Raw genomic sequence first — 19,672 nt, forward strand, 5'->3', positions numbered from 1 at the left:
GCGCGATCTCGAGCGGCGATGCGCACCGAGTAAAGGAAAATTTGTCACACTCCGAGTACGGCCTCGGCACGCGCCGGTAATTTCCCGTCATCGATGTGGCTGCTCGACTGCCTGATCAGACGTGAGGCCGCCACCTTGACCAGATCATTGATCAGGAACCAGGCCAGCGCGTAGCCCCAGATCAACAGCGCCGGCCCCCAGCCGATCGGGGTCATCAGCCAGCCCTCGGCAGCGAAAACGGTGCCGACAATCTCGGTGGCGAAGGTTGCCCAGAGCAGCACCGGAGCGGGCCAGGGCTTCTGCCAGAACCAGCCGCGGGCGCGAGTGATGTACAGGGTGCTATGTCCCGCCACGATCAGCTTCAAAAACAGAAAGGTGCGGATCTCGTCGTGGGAAAAACCCCACTCCTGCAACAGATAAAACAGCAGGAAGGAGGCGATCACCCCCATCACCCCGAGCACGGTGGCCAGACTCGTCAGTTCATACATGTTCCAGCGCACGGGCTTTCGCTCGATCCGCGTGCGGTCGTAGGCGATGGCCAGGATGGGGATATCGTTGAGCAGCGCCAGCAGGATGATCATCAGCGCGGTGATCGGGTAGAAATTGAACACAACGATCGACAGGGTCATAAACAGGATGATGCGGATGGTCTCGGCGATGCGGAAGATCGCATAGCTCTGCATGCGCTCGAAGGTGACCCGTGCCTGCTCGATGGCCTCGTTGATCACCGAAAGGCCCGGCGCCGTTAGGACGATATCCGCTGCGGCCCGGGCCGCGTCGGTGGCGTTGTCGACCGCGAATCCGCAGTCGGCCTTCTTCAATGCCGGTGCATCGTTGACCCCGTCACCGGTCATGCCGACGATGTGCCCGCCCTTTTGAAGGGTATCGACGATCCGGTACTTGTCCTCCGGCACCACCTCGGCAAAGATGTCCACCGACTCGATCATCTCGACGATGGCCGACTCGTGCGTATGGATGAACTCGCGGTCCAATAGCCGGGTGTCGTACAGATCATCCAGAGTGTCCATTACCTCGGCGGCGAAGCGCTCCGCCTCGCGTAGCGAGACGTCGCCCTTGAGGCGTCGGTAAATGGCGCTGATCAAGGCCTCGGCGAGGCCCAGCAGCGCCTGGCTGCCGGAGCCCTTGAGTTGACGGGCCTGGATGGTCTCCTGCTCCAGTCCCAACAGGCGTCCGACCTCCCGGGCGATGGCGACATGATCACCGGTGACCATTTTCACGCGCACGCCGTAGGCCTGCATCTGGCGCACGACCTCTGCCGAGTCCTCGCGCGGCGGATCGTACAAAGGAATCAGGCCGATCAACTCGAGCGGGGCATCCCCGCGCCTGCGCCCGACCGCGAGGGTGCGATAGCCGCGGCTGGCGAGCCGGTCGACGTCGGCTTCGATCTGGGCGATCCGCTCGTCCGGCAGATCGGCCATGGCCAACAGGACCTGTGCGGCGCCTTTGATGGCGGTGAAGGTCTCCCCCTCTCCTTCGATGACGGCCTCTGTGCGCTTGCGCACCGGGTCGAAAGGCACAAAGCGGGTCTGGCGGTAAGGGGACAGATCCAGATGCGGGAACTGCTGCTCCAAGCGAGCGAAGATGGGCAGTTCCATGGGGTCGTTGTTCTCCCGTTGCGAGGCAAGCGCCGCTGCTTGAAAAAGCTCGCGGGCGTCGAAGCCATCCATCACCACCGGATCGGCGACCTGCATCCGGTTCTGCGTGAGCGTGCCGGTTTTATCCGAGCAAAACACATCGACGCCGGCCAATTCTTCGATCGCGGACAGTCGCGAAACGATCGCTTGACGGCGTGCCAGATTGACCGCGCCGACCGCCATGGTCACCGAAAGCACGGCGGGTAGCGCCACCGGAATGGCAGCGACGGTCAGGACGAGGGAGAAGCGCGCGATCTCGAGCAGGCTCTCGTGTCGAAACAGCGCCACCATGATGATCAGGACAACCAATGCCAGCGTGATCAGGATCAGGAAATTGCCGATTTGAATCACCATCTTCTGGAAGTGACTGCGTTCTTCCAGGCCGGCCTTGGCGACCAGTGAGACGACCTTGGCAAAGGCCGTGCGCACACCGGTACTCACCACGAGCGCCAACATTTCGCCCTGTTTGACGATGGTGTTGGCGTAGGCCACCTCGCCGGACTTCTTGGATACCGGCAACGACTCGCCCGTCAGCGCGGCCTGATCGATCGACAGGTAGTCCCCCTTGAGCAGCTTCACGTCGGCGGGGACGATGTCGCCGATCTTCAGCTTGACGATGTCGCCGGGCACCAGGTCGCGGGACATGACGGTTGCGAAGGCGCCGTCGCGCAGCGCAATGACCTGGTTGGCAAGGCTTGCCTTGAGCGCTGCCAAGGCGTTGAGCGCCCGATGTTCCTGGAAGAAATCCAGCCCTGCGTTGACCAGGAGCATGATCAGGATGATGGCAAGGTCATCCCATTTCTGAACGATGGCCGATAGCAGCGCGGCCGCCTCGATCATCCACGGGATCGGTCCCCAGAAGCGCCGGAAGACGCGGTGCCAGAGCGACTCCTCTCGTTCCTTGATCTCGTTGGGGCCATAATCCCCCAGGCGCCGGCTCGCCTCCTCACTATCCAGGCCCCGGTCGAGGTCGGTGTGCAACTGCTGTACCGCCTCGTCAACGGACAGCGCGTCGAAGTCGCCCGCGGTCGGGGGAGCCTTTTCCTGCGGCGCTGCCTGCCGCTCCTGGTGGCTCTTTCGATGTTTGCGGAACAAGATGCTAGCCACCAGGGCGAGTACGGCGAGGATGCCGAGCCAAATCAGCCACCCATGCTTCGCAAGCTCAGGCCCGATCTTGCCCCACGGGTGACGCGACTCGGCGACAGGCGCCAGCGGGGCCGTTGCGCCGGGGTGATCGGCCGGCCGAGAACCCGGCGGTAAGATGCTCGGCAGCGCTGGCTGGGTTTCGGTGTGCTCGGCGGACGCGTTCGGTTCCTCACTGGTTGGGGCGGGTGCCGGGGATGGCGCAGACTCGCTTGATGTGGCCGGCGTTGGTGCCCGGGAGGGCGGCGGTGCCGATGATGGCGCAGCCTGCCCTTGGGTCGCAGACGTTGCTGTCGGTGCCTCGGTGCCGAGCTGTGCCTGCTCTGGCCGGGCCTGGCTTGGGGCCGGCGCCGCCGATGTCTCGGTCTTCGGTCGCGCCCGGGTTGGCGCCGGAGTCGCAGGCTGGTCCGGAGTCGCCCCGGTCGTAGCCTGCGAAGTCGGAGCCGACACGGCCGAAGGGGGGCTGACGGGCGGGCAGACCAAGGGCTCTCCACGGCGTCGATGCTGCTCCCATTCCTTCACTTGCCGCTGGAACTCGCGCCGGGCGTCATCTGCACTCAGAGCGATCGCTTTCGCCGGCGGCGGTACCTCGAGGGTAACGCCTGTTTGCAGGGTGGAATTCGCGTTGCAGGGCGTGCTGAATGCATCGGGATTCGCTCGCAGCAGGGCGAGTATCGCTTGATCGCGCGTCACCGTCTCGTCTTGGTAGACCTTACCCGCAATCCCCCAGAGCGTATCGCTTGGGCGAGTCGGGCCGTAGGTCTCCTCGGCCCGGACCGGTAGGCCAAGGAGGGTCAGCAGCCAGACAGCAAAGACGATGAGAGCTCGCGTGTTCATCATGATCGGCAAACTCGCCGCACCCCCTGTCGCCATCTTCGGAGTGGACGCAGGTCAGGGCCGGCCGGGGCCTATCCCGCCGTTCGGCTCCCGTGGCCCTGAGCTCATGCGCTGCTCGGTGTCGGCCACCAGCCGAAATGGTGCAGGCGATTCAAGAACCACAGACAGACCAGGATGCCGATAAAGTGCGCGACAACGATGTCGAAGTTCGCCAGCAGGACGAAGACGTCGACTGCGCGAACAATGGCCTGAGGGTCGGTGATCGCAATGCCCGGCGGTTGGGAGACGGTCTTCGAGATCAGCAGTGCGATGCTGAAGGCGGTGCCAAGGATCGCCAGCGTCAGCCCCAACGCGCTGGAAAAATTGATGGTCGAGATCAGCCGCTTCGCAGTCGTTCCGCCGGCCTCCGGCGTCTCGCCGTGCCTCAATGAGCGCGCGAGCAGGATGCAGGAATAGAAGCCGATGACGGTCAGTGTCAGCACGCCAAGCGATAGATAGGCCCAGACGAGACCTTCGGCCCAGGAGAAGCCGTAGGGCATTGTCGGCAGGTGCTCCTCGTAATAGCTGCTCGAGGTGGTGACGACCAGCAGCAGCGCGGCGATCAGGCCCAGACAGAGCTGCACCCAGAACGCGATGGCGCCGAAGATCTTCAGGTGTCGCGCGAGCGCCCGACCCTTGTCCAGCAGAGCCGGGTCCGGTTCCGGCTCTGGCTCCGGCCCCTTGCCCGGTGCGGCCTCCGACGATGCCTCGTGCGGCACCAGCACCCGCCGGTGGCGTGGAATCAGGTGCGGCATCCGGTGGCCCCTGAGCGCACCCCACGTGAGCAGCAGCAGCGTCGCGAGGATCGGTACCGTCACCGCGATGGCCGCGATCTCATGCCAACGGTTGAACAGCGCGTCCACGTGTTGGCCGATCGGGACCGAAGACGGCAGCCACTGGGTCCAGCTCGGCACCGACCCTCCACTGAAGGCCCAAGCCAGGTAGCCGGTCAGCGCGCTGACGAGGAGCAGGATGAACAGCAGCGACTCCGAGACCCGCAACGAGATCTGGAGCCAATGCGGGCGGGCAGCCGGATACTCCGGGGACCGGGAGAAGAGCCGCCGGATCGGAACGATGATGACCAGCGCGGCGAGGACGATGCCGACCGCGATATGAATCAGCGAGACAAGCTCCGCGTTCGGCGCACCCTCCGCAAAGGAGGTGAACGACCATCCGATACCGAGCTCGGCCAGTGCCAGCAGTGCAACGATCCAATACATCATGGGTATACTCCTCAGGCCAATCGGGGCGACGGCGCGGGCGGAGCTGGAAGGGCGGTTCGAGCCGCGCCTCTACACTGTTTGAGTGCGTACCTATTGAGTATGTACCTACGGCGGGTTTTTTCCAGTCGATGCACTGCACTGAACGGGCAATGCCGAGCGCGCCCACCGGGTCAAGCCGCGCACTCGCACCAAGCCTTTCAATCGCGACAGTGCCGACGGTCGTCGGAGCTGGCCCGGCCAGGCCCAACACATGACGCATACGGCACCGGGCGCGCTTTAAGGTGAGTTCCGGGAAAGGATCTACCGGCGGAGCGGAACCAAGAAAAGCGTTCGAAGGCTCTGCTCGTTGTCGTTGTCGTTGTCGTCCGGAATCCGATAACGATAACGACAACGACAAAGGAAAAGTTCCGCCAGGGGTTGCTCGAGACTTGCGACGTTAGGGGCTGGATGCCGTCAGGGTATGCGCAGTCGGGATGCCGATTCTCGCAAATCGCCTGACACCTCTTCCCTCAACCTCCTGAACCGCGTCCCGACGGTTTTTCAAGTGAGCGGCGAGTGAGAAAGCACCTCGCCGTCACACGCATCACCCCTGACGCGGTTCAGCTCGGATCGATCCAGATCTGCCCCTCCGCGACGACGAGTCGATAGGTCCGAATCGGCTCGTCCGCCGGCTCGTCCATCGGCTCGCCGGTGGCGAGGCTGAAGCGGCTGCCGTGCAGCGAGCACTTGATTCGATCCCCGTCGAGACAGCCGTAGGAGAGCGGATAGTCCTCGTGGCTGCAGTTGTCTTCGACGGCATAAAAGCGCCCGTCGACGTTGGCGACGATATACGCCTGGTTGTCCACGACGACCTTCAGAAACTTGCCGGGCGCGATCTGGTCCGTGCCGGCGACGGCGACAAAAGGTTTGTCCATCGGCATCTCCTCAACGCACCCGTTTCGCCGCCTTGCCCGAATCCAGTACATCGCGGATGCGGTCCGCGGCGACCTCCAGGGAGTCTTCCCGCCCGAGATGCCAGAGGATCAGCGCGCCCGCGAACACCAAGCTGTCGTAGGTCGGACCTTGCGCGCCTTCCAAGGCGGCGATGCCCGCCTCAGCCGCAACCTGCGCGGTGGCCAGCACATCGACCGCCACGGCGATCTCGTCGCCCGGTCGGGTGGTTTGGGGCAGATCCTCCGGCAAGGGGACGGCGCGTACCGACTGGGCGATCCCCAGGTCGGCCGGATCGACCTCGAACGACTGTTCCTCCGACATCTGCTGATAGTTGAAGCAGGTGCCCTTCTGGCGCAGCGAAGGGATGACGCCGCCCTCCACACCGCGGATCAGAAGGGCCGAATGAAAACCGGCATGCCGTGCCAACATGGCGTAGATGCGCGGATAAGGCTTGTGGACGTACCCCGTGACCAGATGGGTGTGCTTGCGTCCATGGATCGGCCGGGCCAAGACCTCAACCGTGGTGATGGCCTGACGCTTGACGATGGTGGAGCGCAGATCGACCAGGTTGTGCAGCGGGGCGCAGAAGGCGCGTTGGTCGACATAGCTCCAGCCGAGCGCGGGATCGGCCAGTCGCTCCGCCGCCTCGACCGGCGAGAGGTCGACCGGCACACCGGCCGCGTCCAGGATATGGCGGTGGGTCACGCCGAACTTGGGCCCGACCGCATGTGCACCGTGACTGATCGCCGGGACACCGCACTCGGCGAGTACGGGCATCAGGAAAGGCGACGCCGGCAGGCAGCGGTTGTAGCCGTCGTAGGGATCGGCGATGTCGACGACGTCGTCGACGTTCGCAACGACATGCCCCGTGGCCTCTCGGACCGCGTCCAGGATGCCCTTGACCTCGTCGTCGGTCTCGCGCTTCATCCGCAAGGCGATCAGAAAGATGCCGGCCTGCACCGGGTCGACCGCGTTGTCCAGGATGGCGCTCATGCCGATCCGGGCCTCCTCCGTGGAGATGTCCTTGGAGAGCTCCGGACCGGTTGCGATGCGCTGGATGATGGAGCGCATCTGGGTCTTGGCGTCGCTCGATACGCTGGCCTGACTACTCATGATTGTCCTCCGGGACCTGGCTGTTTTTCGGTGCCGTGCGACGGATGCCGCGCTCGAACCGAGACTTCTCGACGTGCCGGGCATTCTGGTGGCTCGGGCGTCGGATCTCAACGCGCGTGAACGCGACGGGATGGTGCAAGATACGGCCGTTCACCACTCGGAGTCGACACACATGGACCATTCCCTGCGTTTGCCCTGGTGTGCCCTATTCGGCAGCCCGGTTCTGCTCGTTGTATACCTCGCCGCCGGTTGTGCCGGTCTGACGGCGTCTTGGACGGCGCCCGAGGTCGCGTTGCTCGGCGTGCAGCCGAAGCTCGTCGGGCTCGATCGCCAGTCCTTCCTCGTCAATCTGGGTGTGACGAACCCCAACGATCGCGCTCTTCCGATCAAAGCATTGAGCTATCGGGTCCAGGTCGAGGGTCAGGATCTCGCCGACGGCGCGAGCGAGCTTGCCCGGTTGATCCCGGCGGGCGGGACCGAGCAGGTCGACGTCGAGGTCAACAGCAACCTGCTGGGCTTGATGCCGAGCTTGCCGGGATTGTTGCTCGCCAAGGACACGCTCGCCTGGACGGTCAGCGGAATCGCCTACGTGGATGCCGGCGGTGTACGTTTGCCCGTGCCCTATCGGCGCAGCGGCACGATTGCGCCGGGTGATTTGTTGTCGGGTGCAGCGTTCTAGCCGATTCCCGCACGACCTGTCCTCCGCCTTCGGGCACCATGCGTCGACGCGCTGCACCGAAGGCACCGGGGTTCTGCCGGAAGGGCTATCATCCGGCGCCTGAGGCGTCAGGTGACCAACATTGTCAACCCTTTGCATTCGGCACGAAGCGGTCAACTGTGGGATATCTGTTGAGATCTCGCTCGACGATCGGGTCGTCAAAGACCAGGGTCCGCATCGTTCGCTTGGTCCGGCGACCGACCTCGGTGCCGCGCGGCGTGCAGTATCAGCCGACATGGGCATCGATTCGAAACGGGCCTCGGCCCTGCACGGCGTGGTGACCGATGATGGCTGCGGCGGCGCTCCAGCCCTGATGGCGGGTGCCGCCGGGCGTGAACTTCCTGCCGTGAACGTACTCGGGAAAGGCCCAGGCTTCGCTCTCCATCACCAGCGCGTTGGCGCGGTGTATGCCGTGGAGATAACGGCGCGCCTCGTCGAAGCGCTGGCGTCGCGCCAGGTCGGCGACGTAGAAGCCCGTGACGACGGGCCACAGGCCGCCGTTGTGAAACTCGTAGGGCCTGTTCTTGAAACTGTAGGAAAACATCACTTGCAGACTCTCCCAGTCTTCGTCCACGGGCTCGATGACCGGGTGGAAGGCGGGCAGTAAGGGCAGCTCATAGTCGGCGGTTTGCTCGCCGATGAAGGCGTCGACACGGGCGCGCTGGGTGTCGTCGGCGACGTCGAACAGCGAGGCGAGCACATTGGCAAAGGCGTCGAAACGGTAGCCGTATCCGCTGGGCGAGAAGGACGCCATCCAATGCTGTCCGCCGCAGTGCGGGGCCGCCTGCAACCCCTTGCGATACAGCACCTCATGGTAGGCATCATCGGGTATGCCTTCGCCGTCGAACCAGTAATTGGCGCGGATCAGGTGCAGCAGGCGCCCGGTCTGATCTTGCAGGACATGATCGGGTGAGCCATGCACGGCCGCATGGATGCGAGCGAGGGTGCGCTGCGCCTGCAGGTACAGCAACTGGTCGTAGAGCACATAGCCGTTGTGCAGATACTCATCGGCCCAGTCGCCGGTCAGCGGAATGTAAAGCAGACCCCGGGCGTTGAACTCCCAGGCACCGAGCAGGAATCGCACGCGCTCGATCACCGGCAGAAGCCGTTCCAGGAAGGCGTCGTCGCCGGTTGCCCGCCAGTATTCCCCGCAGCCGATGACAAACCACAGATCGGCATCGACGCGACCTGTGGTGCCGCCGTAACTGATGCGCTTTGTGCCGGGATCGACGTTGCTCGGAATCTCGCCGTGCGGACCCTGGTAGGTCGCCAGGGTCTGCAGGGTCCGACGCGCGGTTTCGCGCAATTCGCCGTCGTGCGTCTGCAAAGCGGCCAAGGCGATGATGACGCCGTCTCGCCCCCAGATGCGGTGATAATTCTGACCGGCGCTGGGGGAGGCTACGAAGCCGTGGGCGGTGCTGCAGGCATGCAGTAGCGCCATTGCGCGCTCCAAGCCCTCGGCGACCGCTTGTTCCGCGCTCGGAGAGTTATCGAACGGCTGATCCGGCATCTGTCAATCCCCCCAAACTCTCGCGGCAGGTCGGATGCCGATGTGTCCGGCAGATCGTCATCCTGGATCCGGTGGTTGCATCGAGATCCGGCGGTTGAACGGTGACCAGGCCGCTGGAAAACCCAATGCCGCTCATCGGCGGCAGAATTTCCAGCACAAACAACAGGCGGCGGTTATTCCAGCCACATGACGAGTATAGTGTTTTCGTTGTTGAGTACCATCACGCGGCAGGCGCCGCGGCCCGCGCACGCCGGGCCGGCCTTGCGCCTCATGCGTCATCAAATCTTCATTTTGCCTCATATTCGTTTCGGGGTATGTTCTCGGCCGTGACGATTCAACCGACCGATTTCTTCGCCGCACTGGCTCACGAGACGCGCTTGCGTTGCTTGGTCCTGCTGATGCGCCACCCCGAGCTTTGTGTCTGCGAGCTGACACATGCCATCGGGGCGGTTCAGCCGCATGTGTCCAGGCATCTCGCGCAGCTGCGTGAGCTGGGTCTGGTCACGGATCGACGCGAGGGGTTGTGGATCTTCTATCGCGTGAGTCCGGCGCTTCCGGATTGGGTTGCGGCGGTGCTGCACGAGACGTTCGACGCGGTGTGCGGCGAGCGGCCCTTCGTCGAGGACGATCGGGTGCTGGCCGAGATGCCGAACCGGCCGGGTATGCCCCGCTGCGCCTGATCGGGTGTCTCGCTGCTCGCGGTCCGTCAAGGGCATGACGCTGTCGGGCCGGCGCGCACACCAAAGGGGTTCCACTCTTTGTTGCGGTCAATCAACGGACGCTCCTGTGCGTTCGATTCGGAATCGGAGAGAGGATGAGCATACGTATCGGGATCAACGGCTTCGGCCGAATGGGGCGACTGGGTCTGCGCGCGGCCTGGGGTCGGGACGGGCTTGAGCTTGTCCGCATCAACGAGATCGCGGCGGATGCCGCCGGATCGGCGCATCTGCTGAAATTCGACTCGGTTCACGGCGTGTGGGGGGCTGAGTGCGCGGGCGAGGGCGACGCGATCCGGATCGACGACCGGTCGATCGCCTACAGCCGCAACCCGGCCTTGGCCGACACCGATTGGTCGGACTGCGACATCGTCATCGAGGCGACCGGCAAGCACCACAAGAAGCCCGAGACGCTGAGGGGCTACTTCGATCAAGGGGTCAAGAAGATCTTGGTCGCGGCACCGACGGACGGTGCCCTGAACATCGTCTACGGCGTCAACCATCACCTCTACGACCCGGACGAGCACCATTTGGTCACGGCGGCCTCCTGCACGACCAATTGTCTGGCGCCTGTGGTGAAAATCATGCACGAGCGGATCGGGGTCCGCCACGGCACCATGACGACCATCCACGACATCACCAACACCCAGCGGATCGTCGATCTCGGGCACAAGGATCTGCGCCGCGCGCGTGCCTGCGGCCAGTCGTTGATCCCGACCAGCACCGGGTCGGCGAAGGCCATCACCAAGATCTTTCCGGAGCTCACGGGCAAATTGAACGGTCTGGCCGTGCGCGTGCCCCTCCTCAATGCCTCGCTGACCGACTTCGTGTTCGAGGCCGCCCGGGCGGTGACGGCCGAGGAGGTCAACGCGCACTTCAAGGCCGCGTCGGAGGGCGAGCTGTCGGGGATCCTGGGCTACGAGGAGCGTCCGCTGGTCTCGGTCGATTACAAGGACGACCCGCGTTCGTCGATCATCGACGCGCTCTCCACCCTGGTTATCGACGAGACGCAGGTGAAGGTGTTGGCTTGGTACGACAACGAATGGGGCTATGTGAATCGGATGGTGGACATTGCGCAGATGTTGGGGGAGGGGCTTTAGACAGTCAGGACAAGCTCAGCGCAGTCCACCAGCGCAGGTGCCGGCTTCGGTGGACTTCGCTCTCGCTCGTCCACCCTATCGCCTTGTCGGATAAATGGGTTGGCTTGTCTTGCCGCGAGCGAGCCCCCGGAGTGCCATGGACACCGAGACGCGTAACTATCTGACCGTCACTGCCGGCTATTGGGCCTTTACCGTCACCGACGGGGCGATCCGGATGCTGGTGGTGCTTTATTTCCACCTGCTCGGCTATTCGCCGTTCGAGGTGGCGATGTTGTTTCTCTTCTACGAGGTCTTCGGCATCGTCACCAATCTGGTCGGAGGCTGGCTCGGTGCGCGCATCGGGCTGAACCTGACCATGCACATCGGCATGGGGTTGCAGGTGATGGCGCTCGTCATGCTGACGGTGCCGGATGCTTGGCTGAGCGTGGCGTATGTGATGGTTGCCCAGGCGATGTCGGGAATCGCCAAGGACCTGAACAAGATGTCGGCCAAGGCGACGGTGAAGACCCTGGTCGGGGCGGGCGGCGAGTCGCGGCTGTTCAAATATGTCGCCGTTCTCACCGGCTCGAAGAACGCGCTGAAGGGTGCCGGATTCTTCATCGGCGCGGCGCTGCTCGAGCTGATCGGATTTCGCGGTGCCTTGGCGGCGCTCGCCGGGATGCTCGCGGTCGTGCTGATCGTGACCGCGATCCTGCTGCCCTCAGGCGTCGGTCGCATGGCGTCCAAGCCCAAGTTCACACAGGTCTTCTCCAACACGCCGGCGATCAACTGGCTCTCGGCGGCGCGCTTCTTTCTCTTCGGCGCGCGTGATGTCTGGTTTGTGGTCGGTCTGCCGGTGTTTCTCTATTCGGTCCTGGGCTGGAGCTTCACCCGGGTCGGCACCTTCATGGCGGCGTGGGTGATCGGTTACGGGATGGTGCAGGCCGCAGCCCCGCGTCTGTTGCACCTCGGGCGGTCCCGTCAGGCGGCTCGGCGTCATCCGGGCGGTCGCACCGCGCGGCGTTGGGCCTTGTTGCTGGCGACCGTGCCCGCGGGCATGGCCTTCGCGCTTCACCAAGGCTGGCCGCCGGGCGAGGTGCTGATCGCCGGTCTGATGCTGTTCGGCGTGTTCTTCGCCATCAACTCGGCGGTGCATTCCTATCTGATCCTGGCCTACTCGGACTTCGAGAAGGTCTCGATGAGCGTCGGGTTCTATTACATGGCGAATGCCGGCGGGCGGCTCGCGGGGACAGTGCTCTCGGGTCTGGTCTATCAGACGCAGGGCATCGAAGGTTGTCTATGGTGGTCGAGCGCCTTTGCGCTCGCCGCCTTCGTACTCTCGCTGCGCCTGCCCGAGGTTTGCGAGACCAAGCCGGCGGCGGTTCCCGCCTGATGTCATCCCCATCGGGAGCTGGCCGAGTGCTGATTCTCGCTTGCGGGAATCCCTCGCGCGGGGATGACGCGCTCGGTCCGCTCCTGATCGATCGCCTGAGCTTGGACCCCGACCTCGCGCGGCGCGGCATCGCGACCCTGACCGATTTTCAGCTTCAGATCGAGCATGTCATCGACCTTCAAGGTTGCGCGCGTGTCATCTTCGTCGATGCGGCCCTCAGCGGCCCGGAGCCATTCGCCTTCCTTCCGCTGCCCCCGAGTCCGGAGGTGTCGTTCAGCACGCATGCACTTGCTCCGGGCACCTTGCTGACCCTGTTTCGACAGGTTACCGGAGAAACGCCCCCGCCGGCCCGACTGCTGGCGATACGCGGTTACGGGTTCGCGCTCGGCGCACCCTTGAGCGAAGCTGCATCGGCCAATCTCGACCGGGCCGTGCGCTTTCTAACCCGGCTGTTGCGTTACGGCGGGGTCGGCGGAGGCCAGGATTAGTCGTTTCCTCGCGTGCCCCAGGGTCGACCGAGCATCAGGTAAAGGGCCCCGAATCCGCCGTCGGCATAACCGTATCCGAGGTAGATGGGACCGATGAAGGTGTCGGCGCCCAGGAAGAGACTGCTGCTGACGCGCAGAGTGTCGAATCCGATATCCGAGCGTTGGTCCCAGACGTTGCCCGCCTCCAGCGAGGCCCCGGCGTAGGTGTTGACGAGTCCGGTGGTGAGGCTGCGCATGTAGACGGCACGCGCGAGCCCGAGGTTTCCGCCCGAGAGCTCGTCCTGGTTGAAGCCTGAAAGGTTCAGGAAACCGCCCAGCCGGTAGAAGGACTGAGCCGGCTCCTGCCCGCCGAAGCTGCCGGCCATCCTGATGCCGGTCAGGAGCGTGTTCTTCCCCCAGCTTTGGGCGTTCACGATGCTGAAACCGGCCTGATCGTAGTCCTCGGATGCTCCGATATCGGTCCGGGAGGTCAATGCGAAGGCTGTGCCCACCCACCCGCGACGCGGGAAGTTGGCGCTGTCGAGGGTGTCGAGATAGAAGGTGAGATCGAGCGAGCCTTCGTCGAACCCGTACCCCTGCATGCCGGGGTCGCCGTAACGCAGGTCGGCATCGCCCGCGTAGCGCCTGTATCTCAACCCAAGCCGTCCCCAGTCGCCGAAATTACGGCCGCCTTCGAGCGAGCCGCCGACGCGCGAGATCAGATATTTGGCCGTCGGGTTATCCGATGTCTCCGGTTCGAACAGGGTCAGACTCTCGGTGAAATAGCCGGCGGTCGCCTCGACATACCAGCGCTCCAGCGGATCGAGCGGCTGATAAAATTCGGTCGTCAGGCCGGGCTCCTCGCCGGCCTGCAAGAAGGTCCGCCACTCGGCGTTCAGCGCGTTGACCGGCGCCATCGTATAGGCCGCGCCGACGTTGAATTGCGAGTCGCCCCCGGACGCGGAGGACAGCTCGATGCCGAACTGCAGGGAGCTTGTACCCCATGACTTCTCGGTGGCGGTAATGACCAGCTCGGTCTCGTCGTCTTCGGTCTCTTCGACGCGATAGTGGACAGATTCGAAATTGTCCTGATCGAAGACGCGGTCGATCTGCGCCTCCAGGGCATCCGGGTTCAGCGGCTGCCCGAGCGGCACATCCAGACGTTCGGTGATCAGCGCGTCGGCCAGTCGCGAACGATTCTCCACACGCACGCGATCGATAATCGGCATGGGTTTGCTTGTGAGACGTTGCCGCTGCAGATAAGCCGCATAGCGGGCTGTCGGGATCTCGAGCGCGGACAGCGCAACCTCTTGTTCACGAGCACCGCGCTCGCCGATCGCGATCGCCTCGAGCATCTTGTTGAAGTCTGCCGCCGTGACGACGCGCCCCAACGGTGGCGTGACGAGAACGTCGCGTCCGTGCAGCTTGGCGATCTGCTCTTGAGTATTGCGCCAGGTGACGAGGCCCATGACCTGGTCGAGCATCTCGAGCACGTCGTTGATCTCTTCGCGATCGCGCCGCGGTCCGCCGACATCCACGGCGATGATGATGTCTGCGCCCATCTCGCGCACCACGCTGACCGGAAGATTCATGACCAAGCCGCCGTCGATGAGGAGCTGATCGCCGATCTCGACCGGAGCGAAGGCCGCGGGAACCGCCATACTGGCACGGATCGAGGTCGCGAGATCGCCGCTGCCCAGGATCACCGCCGCCCCCGTCACGGCGTCCGTGGCGACCGCGCGGAAGGGAATCTTCAAATCGTCGAAATCATGAATCGATCTTGCGGGAAGCGTGTAGCGGCGCAGCGCGAGGTCGAGTCGATGGCCTTGGATCAGGGCCGGGACGAGATTCACCTCGCGCTTCTCCTCGTTGACCCCGGGTCTGGCGTTGAACAGGAAATCGTTGTCGTCGAGCTTGCGTTGGATACGCCGATCCTGGCGCGGCGGCTCGTCTTGAAAGATCGCGGTCCAGTCGATCTCCTCGATGGTCGCCTCGATCTCGTCCGGCGACATGCCCATGGCGTAGAGCCCGCCCACGACGGCGCCCATCGAGGTGCCTGCGACATAGTCGACCGGGATCCCCATCTGCTCGATGACCCTCAGAACCCCGACGTGGGCCGCGCCGCGTGCCCCGCCGCCCGAGAGCGCGAGGCCGATCGTCGGTCGTCCTGCGGCCTGCGAGGGGGGGGCGGGAATCAGAAGGCCCAGCAAGGGGACCAGCAGCAGGGCCAGTCGAAGCGGATGCTTGAAAGCACGCACGCGCACGATGTCGTTCCTCATCGATCAAAAGCGATACGTTAGCATGCCCCCGACGCACCGCGCCTGATCGCAGCGGCTCGTCGATCGGCCGCTGGAGACCCTTTTCGGCTAGACTTCGTCCTTCGAGACCTTCATCAAGGATGCCTGACGATGTCCTGCACCGTGCGTGCCTCGCAGCTTGGTTTGGAACCTCGCTCGAATTTGGGTTCGGATCCTTCGACCGGCCTCTTTGAAATCCGGGATATCTCGGTTCGGCTCGGGCGGCTGCTCTGTTTCGTTCTCTTCGGTGGATTGACCCTGTCGGGCTGCGGCCAACCCGATCCCCCCGCGCCGGAGATGCCGCCGCCTTCCGTGGTCGTGGTCCCGGCGGAGTCCCGCGTTGTCGACGAGGAGGCATCCTTCGTCGGTCGAGTGATCGCGGTCAACCGGGTCGATCTGCGTGCCCGAGTCGAGGGTTTCCTCGAAGAGCGCCGTTTTGCCGAGGGCCAGGAGATCCAGGTCGGAGATGTCCTCTTCGTGATCGAGCCCGGGCAGTATGCGGCTGCAGTCGAGCAGCGCCAAGCCGATCTGGAAAAGGCACGAGCCGATCAACTCAACACTGCGGCCCAGCTGGCGCGCGGTTTGGAGTTGGTGAAGGCGAAGAACATCTCGCAATCCTCGGTCGACGAGTTGCAGGCGGCGGATTCCATCGCGAAGGCGGGCATTACGCTCGCTCAGGCGGCCCTCACCCAGGCCATGCTCGATCTGAGCTACACGACGATCACGGCGCCGGTGGCCGGACGCATCGGACTTGCGAGCTATACGGTGGGCAACTTGGTCGGTCCCTCTTCGGGCACCTTGGCAACCATCGTGAGTCGCGATCCCATCTACGTGCAGTTCCCGGTGACGCAGCGTGACCTGCTCGGTGCGCGCCAAACCATCGAGAAAAAAGGGGGCAACGCTCGCGAGGTGAAGGTGCGTGTGCGTCTTCCGGACGGCACACTTTACGAGCACTCGGGTCGTTTGGATTTCGTCGACGTCACCACCGACCCGGGGACGGACTCGGTCACCCTGCGCGCCGAGCTGCCGAACCCGGACGGCATCCTCGTCGACCGCCAGTATGTCGGCGTCCTGCTCGAAGCGGGCGCACCCGAATCGGCGATTTTGATCCCCCAATCGGCCCTGCAGGTTGATCAGCAAGGTATCTACGTCATGATCCTCGATGCCGACGGCAAGGCCCAAATGCGCCGCATCGAGACGGGGCAGACCAAGGGACCGGATGTCATCGTCACCGAGGGTCTGAACGAAGACGAGCTCGTCATCACGCAGGGGATCCAGCAGGTGAGACCCGGTCAGGCCGTGAGCGCCGCGCCTGCGACGAGCGCCGCCGGAGCGCTCGAGCAATGATCTCCGATGTCTTCATCGATCGGCCGCGGCTCTCGATCGTCATCTCGGTCGTGATCACGCTGGCCGGCCTCATCGCCATCACCCGCATCCCGGTTGCCCAGTTCCCCGACATCGTCCCGCCGCAGGTCTCGGTCAGTGCGGCCTATCCGGGCGCGAGCGCATCGGTCGTGGAGTCGACGGTCGCTCAGCCGATCGAGTCGCAGGTCAACGGCGTGGACAACATGCTCTACATGCAGTCCACCAGCGGCAACGACGGCAGCTACTCGCTGACCGTCACCTTCGCGCTCGGCTCCGACCCCGACATCAATACGGTCAACGTGCAGAATCGGGCTAATCTGGCGATGGCCCAGCTCCCGGAAGAGGTGAAGCGTCAGGGGTTGACGGTCCAGAAGAAATCCAACGCCATGTTGCAGGTGGTGGCGCTGAGCTCGCCGAAGGGGTCCTACGACGGGCTGTTCCTGAGCAATTACGCGACGATCAACGTCGTCGACACCTTGGCGCGCGTGCCCGGTGTAGGACAGGCGTCGCTGTTCGGGCCGCTCGACTACAGCATGCGGATCTGGCTCGACGCGGACCGACTGACCGCGCTCTCGCTCACGCCGGCCGACGTGATCGCGGCGATCCAGAGCCAGAACATCCAGGCCGCGGTGGGGCGGATCGGCGCGCAGCCGATGACGGCCGACCAACAGTTCCAAATTACGCTCCAGACCCGCGGGCGCTTGACCGATGCGGCCGAGTTTGAGCGCATCGTCGTGCGGGCCAACCCGGACGGCTCGAACGTGCTGGTTTCGGATGTCGGACGCGTCGAGCTCGGCGCGCGCCAGTCGGACTCCTTCAGCCGATTGGACGGACGGGATGCGGCCGCCATCGGAATCTATCTCGCGCCGGGCGCCAACGCGGTGTCCGTCGCCGACGGTGTCGAGGCAGCCATGGATCGGCTCGCCGAGCGGTTCCCGGACGATCTCGCCTATACCTTGGTGTACGACACGACGGACTTCGTAAACGCAAGTCTCGAAAAGGTCGTCCATACCCTGCTCGAGGCATTCGTTCTGGTGATCTTGGTCGTGTTCCTCTTTCTCGGGAGCTGGCGCGCCACTCTGATCCCGTTGATTGCGGTGCCCGTGGCCTTGATCGGGACCTTTGCCTTCCTGCTCGCGATCGGTTTTTCGGCCAACACCATCTCTCTGTTGGCCGTCGTGTTGGCGATCGGGATCGTGGTCGATGACGCCATCGTGGTGGTGGAGAACGTCGAGCGCATCATGGAGGAGGAGGGGCTTGCGCCGCGCGAGGCCGCCAAGAAGGCGATGGGCCAGATCACCGGGCCCATCATCGCCATCACCTTGGTGCTGCTGTCGGTCTTCCTGCCGGTGGCCTTCATCCCCGGGATCACCGGACAGCTCTTTCAGCAGTTCGCGGCCGTCGTCGCCTTCGCCATGCTGATCTCGGCCGTCAATGCCCTGACCCTGTCTCCGGCGCTGTGCGCGGTCCTGCTCAAGCCCGGCGGTCATCGACGCGGGCCGATGCGCTACGTGATGAGCGGTATCGATCGGGTCCGCGACGGCTATGCCGCGATCGTCGCGCGGCTGGTTCGTGTTGCAATGCTGGTGGTGGTGCTGATCCTGGGGATCGGGCTTGCGACCGGCTGGCTGTTCAAGATCACGCCGACCGGATTCCTCCCGGAAGAGGATCAAGGGGCCTTTATGGCCCATGTGCAGTTGCCTCAAGGTGCCTCGGTGAGCCGCACCTTCGAGGTGGTGAAGGAGCTCGAGACGCTGGTGGAGGCGGATCCCGCGGTCGCGCACGTGGTCACGATCACGGGCTTCAGCATCCTCGACGGGGCGGTGCTCTCCAATTCCGCGGCCGTGATCGGGCGGCTGAAGCCCTTCGAGGAGCGCACCACGGCGGATCTCAAGGTCGATGCCGTCATCGATCGGATCGCGGCCCAAACGATCGGCATCCCGAGCGCCCGGGTCATGCCCTTCAACCTTCCGCCGATCGTCGGTCTCGGAACCGGGGGAGGTTTTCAATACCAGCTCGAAGACCTGCAGGGTCGCACCCCCGAGGCGCTCGCCGGGGTGATGCGCGGACTGATCCTCGCCGCCAATCAGGATCCCGCACTCTCGCGCGTATTCTCGACCTGGGCGACCGATAACCCGCAGGTGTTTCTCAACATCGATCGTGAAAAGGTCCAGACCCTGGGTGTGCGCATCAGCGACGTCTTCAACGCGCTGCAGGCGACCTTGGGCGGCTACTATGTCAACGACTTCAATCGGTTCGGGCGGGTCTGGCAGGTTCAGGTGGCGGGGAGAGAGGCGGATCGCCGGAGCGTCGAGGACATCTACCGGATCCACGTGCGCAACGACCGAGGCGACATGGTGCCGCTGCGCGCACTGCTGAGCCCCGAGCTGATCCTGGGGCCGCAGCTCCTGCAGCGGTACAACAACTATCGCAGCGTGACGATTCAGGGCGAGCCGGCGCCCGGCTTCAGCTCGGGCGATGCCCTGACGGCAATGGAGCGGATCTCCGCGGCGACCTTGCCGGCGGGCTACGGGTTCGAGTGGACGGGCACCGCCTTTCAGGAAAGGGAGGCTAGGGGGCAGACCCCGATCGTGTTGGCGCTGGCGGTCTTGTTCGCCTATCTCTTCCTGGTCGGGCTCTACGAGAGCTGGTCGATGCCGGCGGTCGTGCTCCTGAGCGTGACGGTAGGGGTACTCGGCGCACTCTGCGGACTCTGGATTGCGGGCCTCTCAAACGATCTCTATGCGCAGGTCGGCATCGTCGTGCTCATCGGACTGGCGAGCAAGAACGCGATCCTCATCGTCGAATTCGCCATCGAGCAGCGCGCGTCCGGGGCCTCGATCCTGGATGCCGCTACAAGGGCGGCGCGTCTGCGGATCCGTGCCGTCCTCATGACCAGCTTTGCCTTTATCCTCGGCCTGGTCCCCTTGATTATCGCCAGCGGTGCCGGCGAGGCGAGTCAGCGCGGCGTCGGCACCGCCGTCTTCGGCGGTATGCTTGCCGCCTCGCTGATCGGCATCTTCCTGATCCCGATGCTCTACGTGGTCTTCCAACGGTTTCGCGAGAAGGTCCACGGGGGTGTCAAGGTTCAGGATCCGGTTCCGGGTCCGGGTCCGGGTCCGGGTCCGGGTCCGGAGCACGAGGCTCCTGTCTCGTGACGTCCGATGGCGCCTGTTTCCCCGCG

13 protein-coding genes are annotated in these 19,672 nt (G+C 64.4%); 7 read left to right on the forward strand and 6 right to left on the reverse strand.

Annotation, left to right across the window (positions count from 1 at the left end):
* Window positions 1-44: 44 nt before the first annotated feature.
* The 4 genes from LT988_RS18220 to LT988_RS18235 form a co-directional block, all read right to left on the reverse strand.
* Window positions 45-3,638 carry an HAD-IC family P-type ATPase gene (locus LT988_RS18220; RefSeq protein ID WP_232406939.1) on the reverse strand — a complete coding sequence of 1,198 codons (3,594 nt, stop codon included), beginning with the start codon at window positions 3,636-3,638 and terminating at the stop codon, window positions 45-47.
* Window positions 3,639-3,739: 101 nt separating this feature from the next.
* Window positions 3,740-4,897 (reverse strand): DUF3611 family protein, encoded by a 1,158-nt coding sequence (locus tag LT988_RS18225; RefSeq protein WP_232406940.1) that lies wholly within the window; start codon window positions 4,895-4,897, stop codon window positions 3,740-3,742.
* Window positions 4,898-5,496: 599 nt separating this feature from the next.
* Entirely contained in the window at window positions 5,497-5,811 is a 315-nt protein-coding gene (locus LT988_RS18230; protein ID WP_232406941.1) for a non-heme iron oxygenase ferredoxin subunit, read from the reverse strand.
* A 10-nt stretch (window positions 5,812-5,821) separates the two neighbouring features.
* The gene (locus LT988_RS18235) at window positions 5,822-6,943 is read right to left on the reverse strand and encodes an anthranilate phosphoribosyltransferase (protein WP_232406942.1); all 1,122 of its coding nucleotides are present in this window, start codon (window positions 6,941-6,943) and stop codon (window positions 5,822-5,824) included.
* Window positions 6,944-7,115: 172 nt separating this feature from the next.
* Between LT988_RS18235 and LT988_RS18240 the strand changes: the two genes are divergently transcribed.
* Entirely contained in the window at window positions 7,116-7,622 is a 507-nt protein-coding gene (locus LT988_RS18240; protein ID WP_232406943.1) for an LEA type 2 family protein, read from the forward strand.
* Window positions 7,623-7,887: 265 nt separating this feature from the next.
* Here the strand turns inward: LT988_RS18240 and LT988_RS18245 are convergent, their stop codons facing one another.
* A complete protein-coding gene (locus LT988_RS18245; protein ID WP_232406944.1) occupies window positions 7,888-9,171 on the reverse strand; it encodes an amylo-alpha-1,6-glucosidase in 1,284 nt (427 codons plus the stop codon).
* 314 nt (window positions 9,172-9,485) lie between these two features.
* Between LT988_RS18245 and LT988_RS18250 the strand changes: the two genes are divergently transcribed.
* The 4 genes from LT988_RS18250 (at window position 9,486) to LT988_RS18265 (ending at window position 12,847) form a co-directional block, all read left to right on the forward strand.
* The gene (locus LT988_RS18250; RefSeq protein WP_232406945.1) at window positions 9,486-9,851 is read left to right on the forward strand and encodes a metalloregulator ArsR/SmtB family transcription factor; all 366 of its coding nucleotides are present in this window, start codon (window positions 9,486-9,488) and stop codon (window positions 9,849-9,851) included.
* A gap of 134 nt (window positions 9,852-9,985) precedes the next feature.
* Window positions 9,986-10,987: an ArsJ-associated glyceraldehyde-3-phosphate dehydrogenase gene (locus tag LT988_RS18255; RefSeq protein WP_232406946.1), complete on the forward strand. Its 1,002-nt coding sequence runs from the start codon at window positions 9,986-9,988 to the stop codon at window positions 10,985-10,987.
* A 136-nt stretch (window positions 10,988-11,123) separates the two neighbouring features.
* Window positions 11,124-12,359: an organoarsenical effux MFS transporter ArsJ gene (arsJ, locus tag LT988_RS18260; RefSeq protein WP_232406947.1), complete on the forward strand. Its 1,236-nt coding sequence runs from the start codon at window positions 11,124-11,126 to the stop codon at window positions 12,357-12,359.
* 26 nt (window positions 12,360-12,385) lie between these two features.
* Window positions 12,386-12,847, forward strand: a complete 462-nt coding sequence (locus LT988_RS18265; protein WP_232406948.1) for a hydrogenase maturation protease — start codon at window positions 12,386-12,388, stop codon at window positions 12,845-12,847.
* Here the strand turns inward: LT988_RS18265 and LT988_RS18270 are convergent.
* Entirely contained in the window at window positions 12,844-15,105 is a 2,262-nt protein-coding gene (locus LT988_RS18270) for a patatin-like phospholipase family protein (RefSeq protein WP_232406949.1), read from the reverse strand. The two genes, LT988_RS18265 and LT988_RS18270, sit on opposite strands and share 4 nt — an antisense overlap.
* 129 nt (window positions 15,106-15,234) lie before the next feature.
* Here LT988_RS18270 and LT988_RS18275 point away from each other — a divergent pair, with 129 nt between their 5' ends.
* Both LT988_RS18275 and LT988_RS18280 read left to right on the forward strand, forming a co-directional pair.
* Window positions 15,235-16,470 (forward strand): efflux RND transporter periplasmic adaptor subunit, encoded by a 1,236-nt coding sequence (locus tag LT988_RS18275; RefSeq protein ID WP_232406950.1) that lies wholly within the window; start codon window positions 15,235-15,237, stop codon window positions 16,468-16,470.
* A complete protein-coding gene (locus LT988_RS18280; RefSeq protein ID WP_232406951.1) occupies window positions 16,467-19,646 on the forward strand; it encodes an efflux RND transporter permease subunit in 3,180 nt (1,059 codons plus the stop codon). Before LT988_RS18275 ends, LT988_RS18280 begins: the two co-directional genes overlap by 4 nt.
* Window positions 19,647-19,672 lie beyond the last annotated feature (26 nt).

Source organism: Thiocapsa bogorovii, assembly GCF_021228795.1.
Taxonomy (GTDB): Bacteria; Pseudomonadota; Gammaproteobacteria; order Chromatiales; family Chromatiaceae; genus Thiocapsa; species Thiocapsa bogorovii.

Coding starts and splice junctions, on each gene's coding strand:
- LT988_RS18220 (WP_232406939.1), bottom strand. CDS start 3,638: ATGATGAACACGCGAGCTCTCATCGTCTTTGCTGTCTGGCTGCTGACC.
- LT988_RS18225 (WP_232406940.1), bottom strand. CDS start 4,897: ATGATGTATTGGATCGTTGCACTGCTGGCACTGGCCGAGCTCGGTATC.
- LT988_RS18230 (WP_232406941.1), bottom strand. CDS start 5,811: ATGGACAAACCTTTTGTCGCCGTCGCCGGCACGGACCAGATCGCGCCC.
- LT988_RS18235 (WP_232406942.1), bottom strand. CDS start 6,943: ATGAGTAGTCAGGCCAGCGTATCGAGCGACGCCAAGACCCAGATGCGC.
- LT988_RS18240 (WP_232406943.1), top strand. CDS start 7,116: ATGGACCATTCCCTGCGTTTGCCCTGGTGTGCCCTATTCGGCAGCCCG.
- LT988_RS18245 (WP_232406944.1), bottom strand. CDS start 9,171: ATGCCGGATCAGCCGTTCGATAACTCTCCGAGCGCGGAACAAGCGGTC.
- LT988_RS18250 (WP_232406945.1), top strand. CDS start 9,486: ATGTTCTCGGCCGTGACGATTCAACCGACCGATTTCTTCGCCGCACTG.
- LT988_RS18255 (WP_232406946.1), top strand. CDS start 9,986: ATGAGCATACGTATCGGGATCAACGGCTTCGGCCGAATGGGGCGACTG.
- arsJ (WP_232406947.1), top strand. CDS start 11,124: ATGGACACCGAGACGCGTAACTATCTGACCGTCACTGCCGGCTATTGG.
- LT988_RS18270 (WP_232406949.1), bottom strand. CDS start 15,105: ATGAGGAACGACATCGTGCGCGTGCGTGCTTTCAAGCATCCGCTTCGA.
- LT988_RS18275 (WP_232406950.1), top strand. CDS start 15,235: ATGTCCTGCACCGTGCGTGCCTCGCAGCTTGGTTTGGAACCTCGCTCG.
- LT988_RS18280 (WP_232406951.1), top strand. CDS start 16,467: ATGATCTCCGATGTCTTCATCGATCGGCCGCGGCTCTCGATCGTCATC.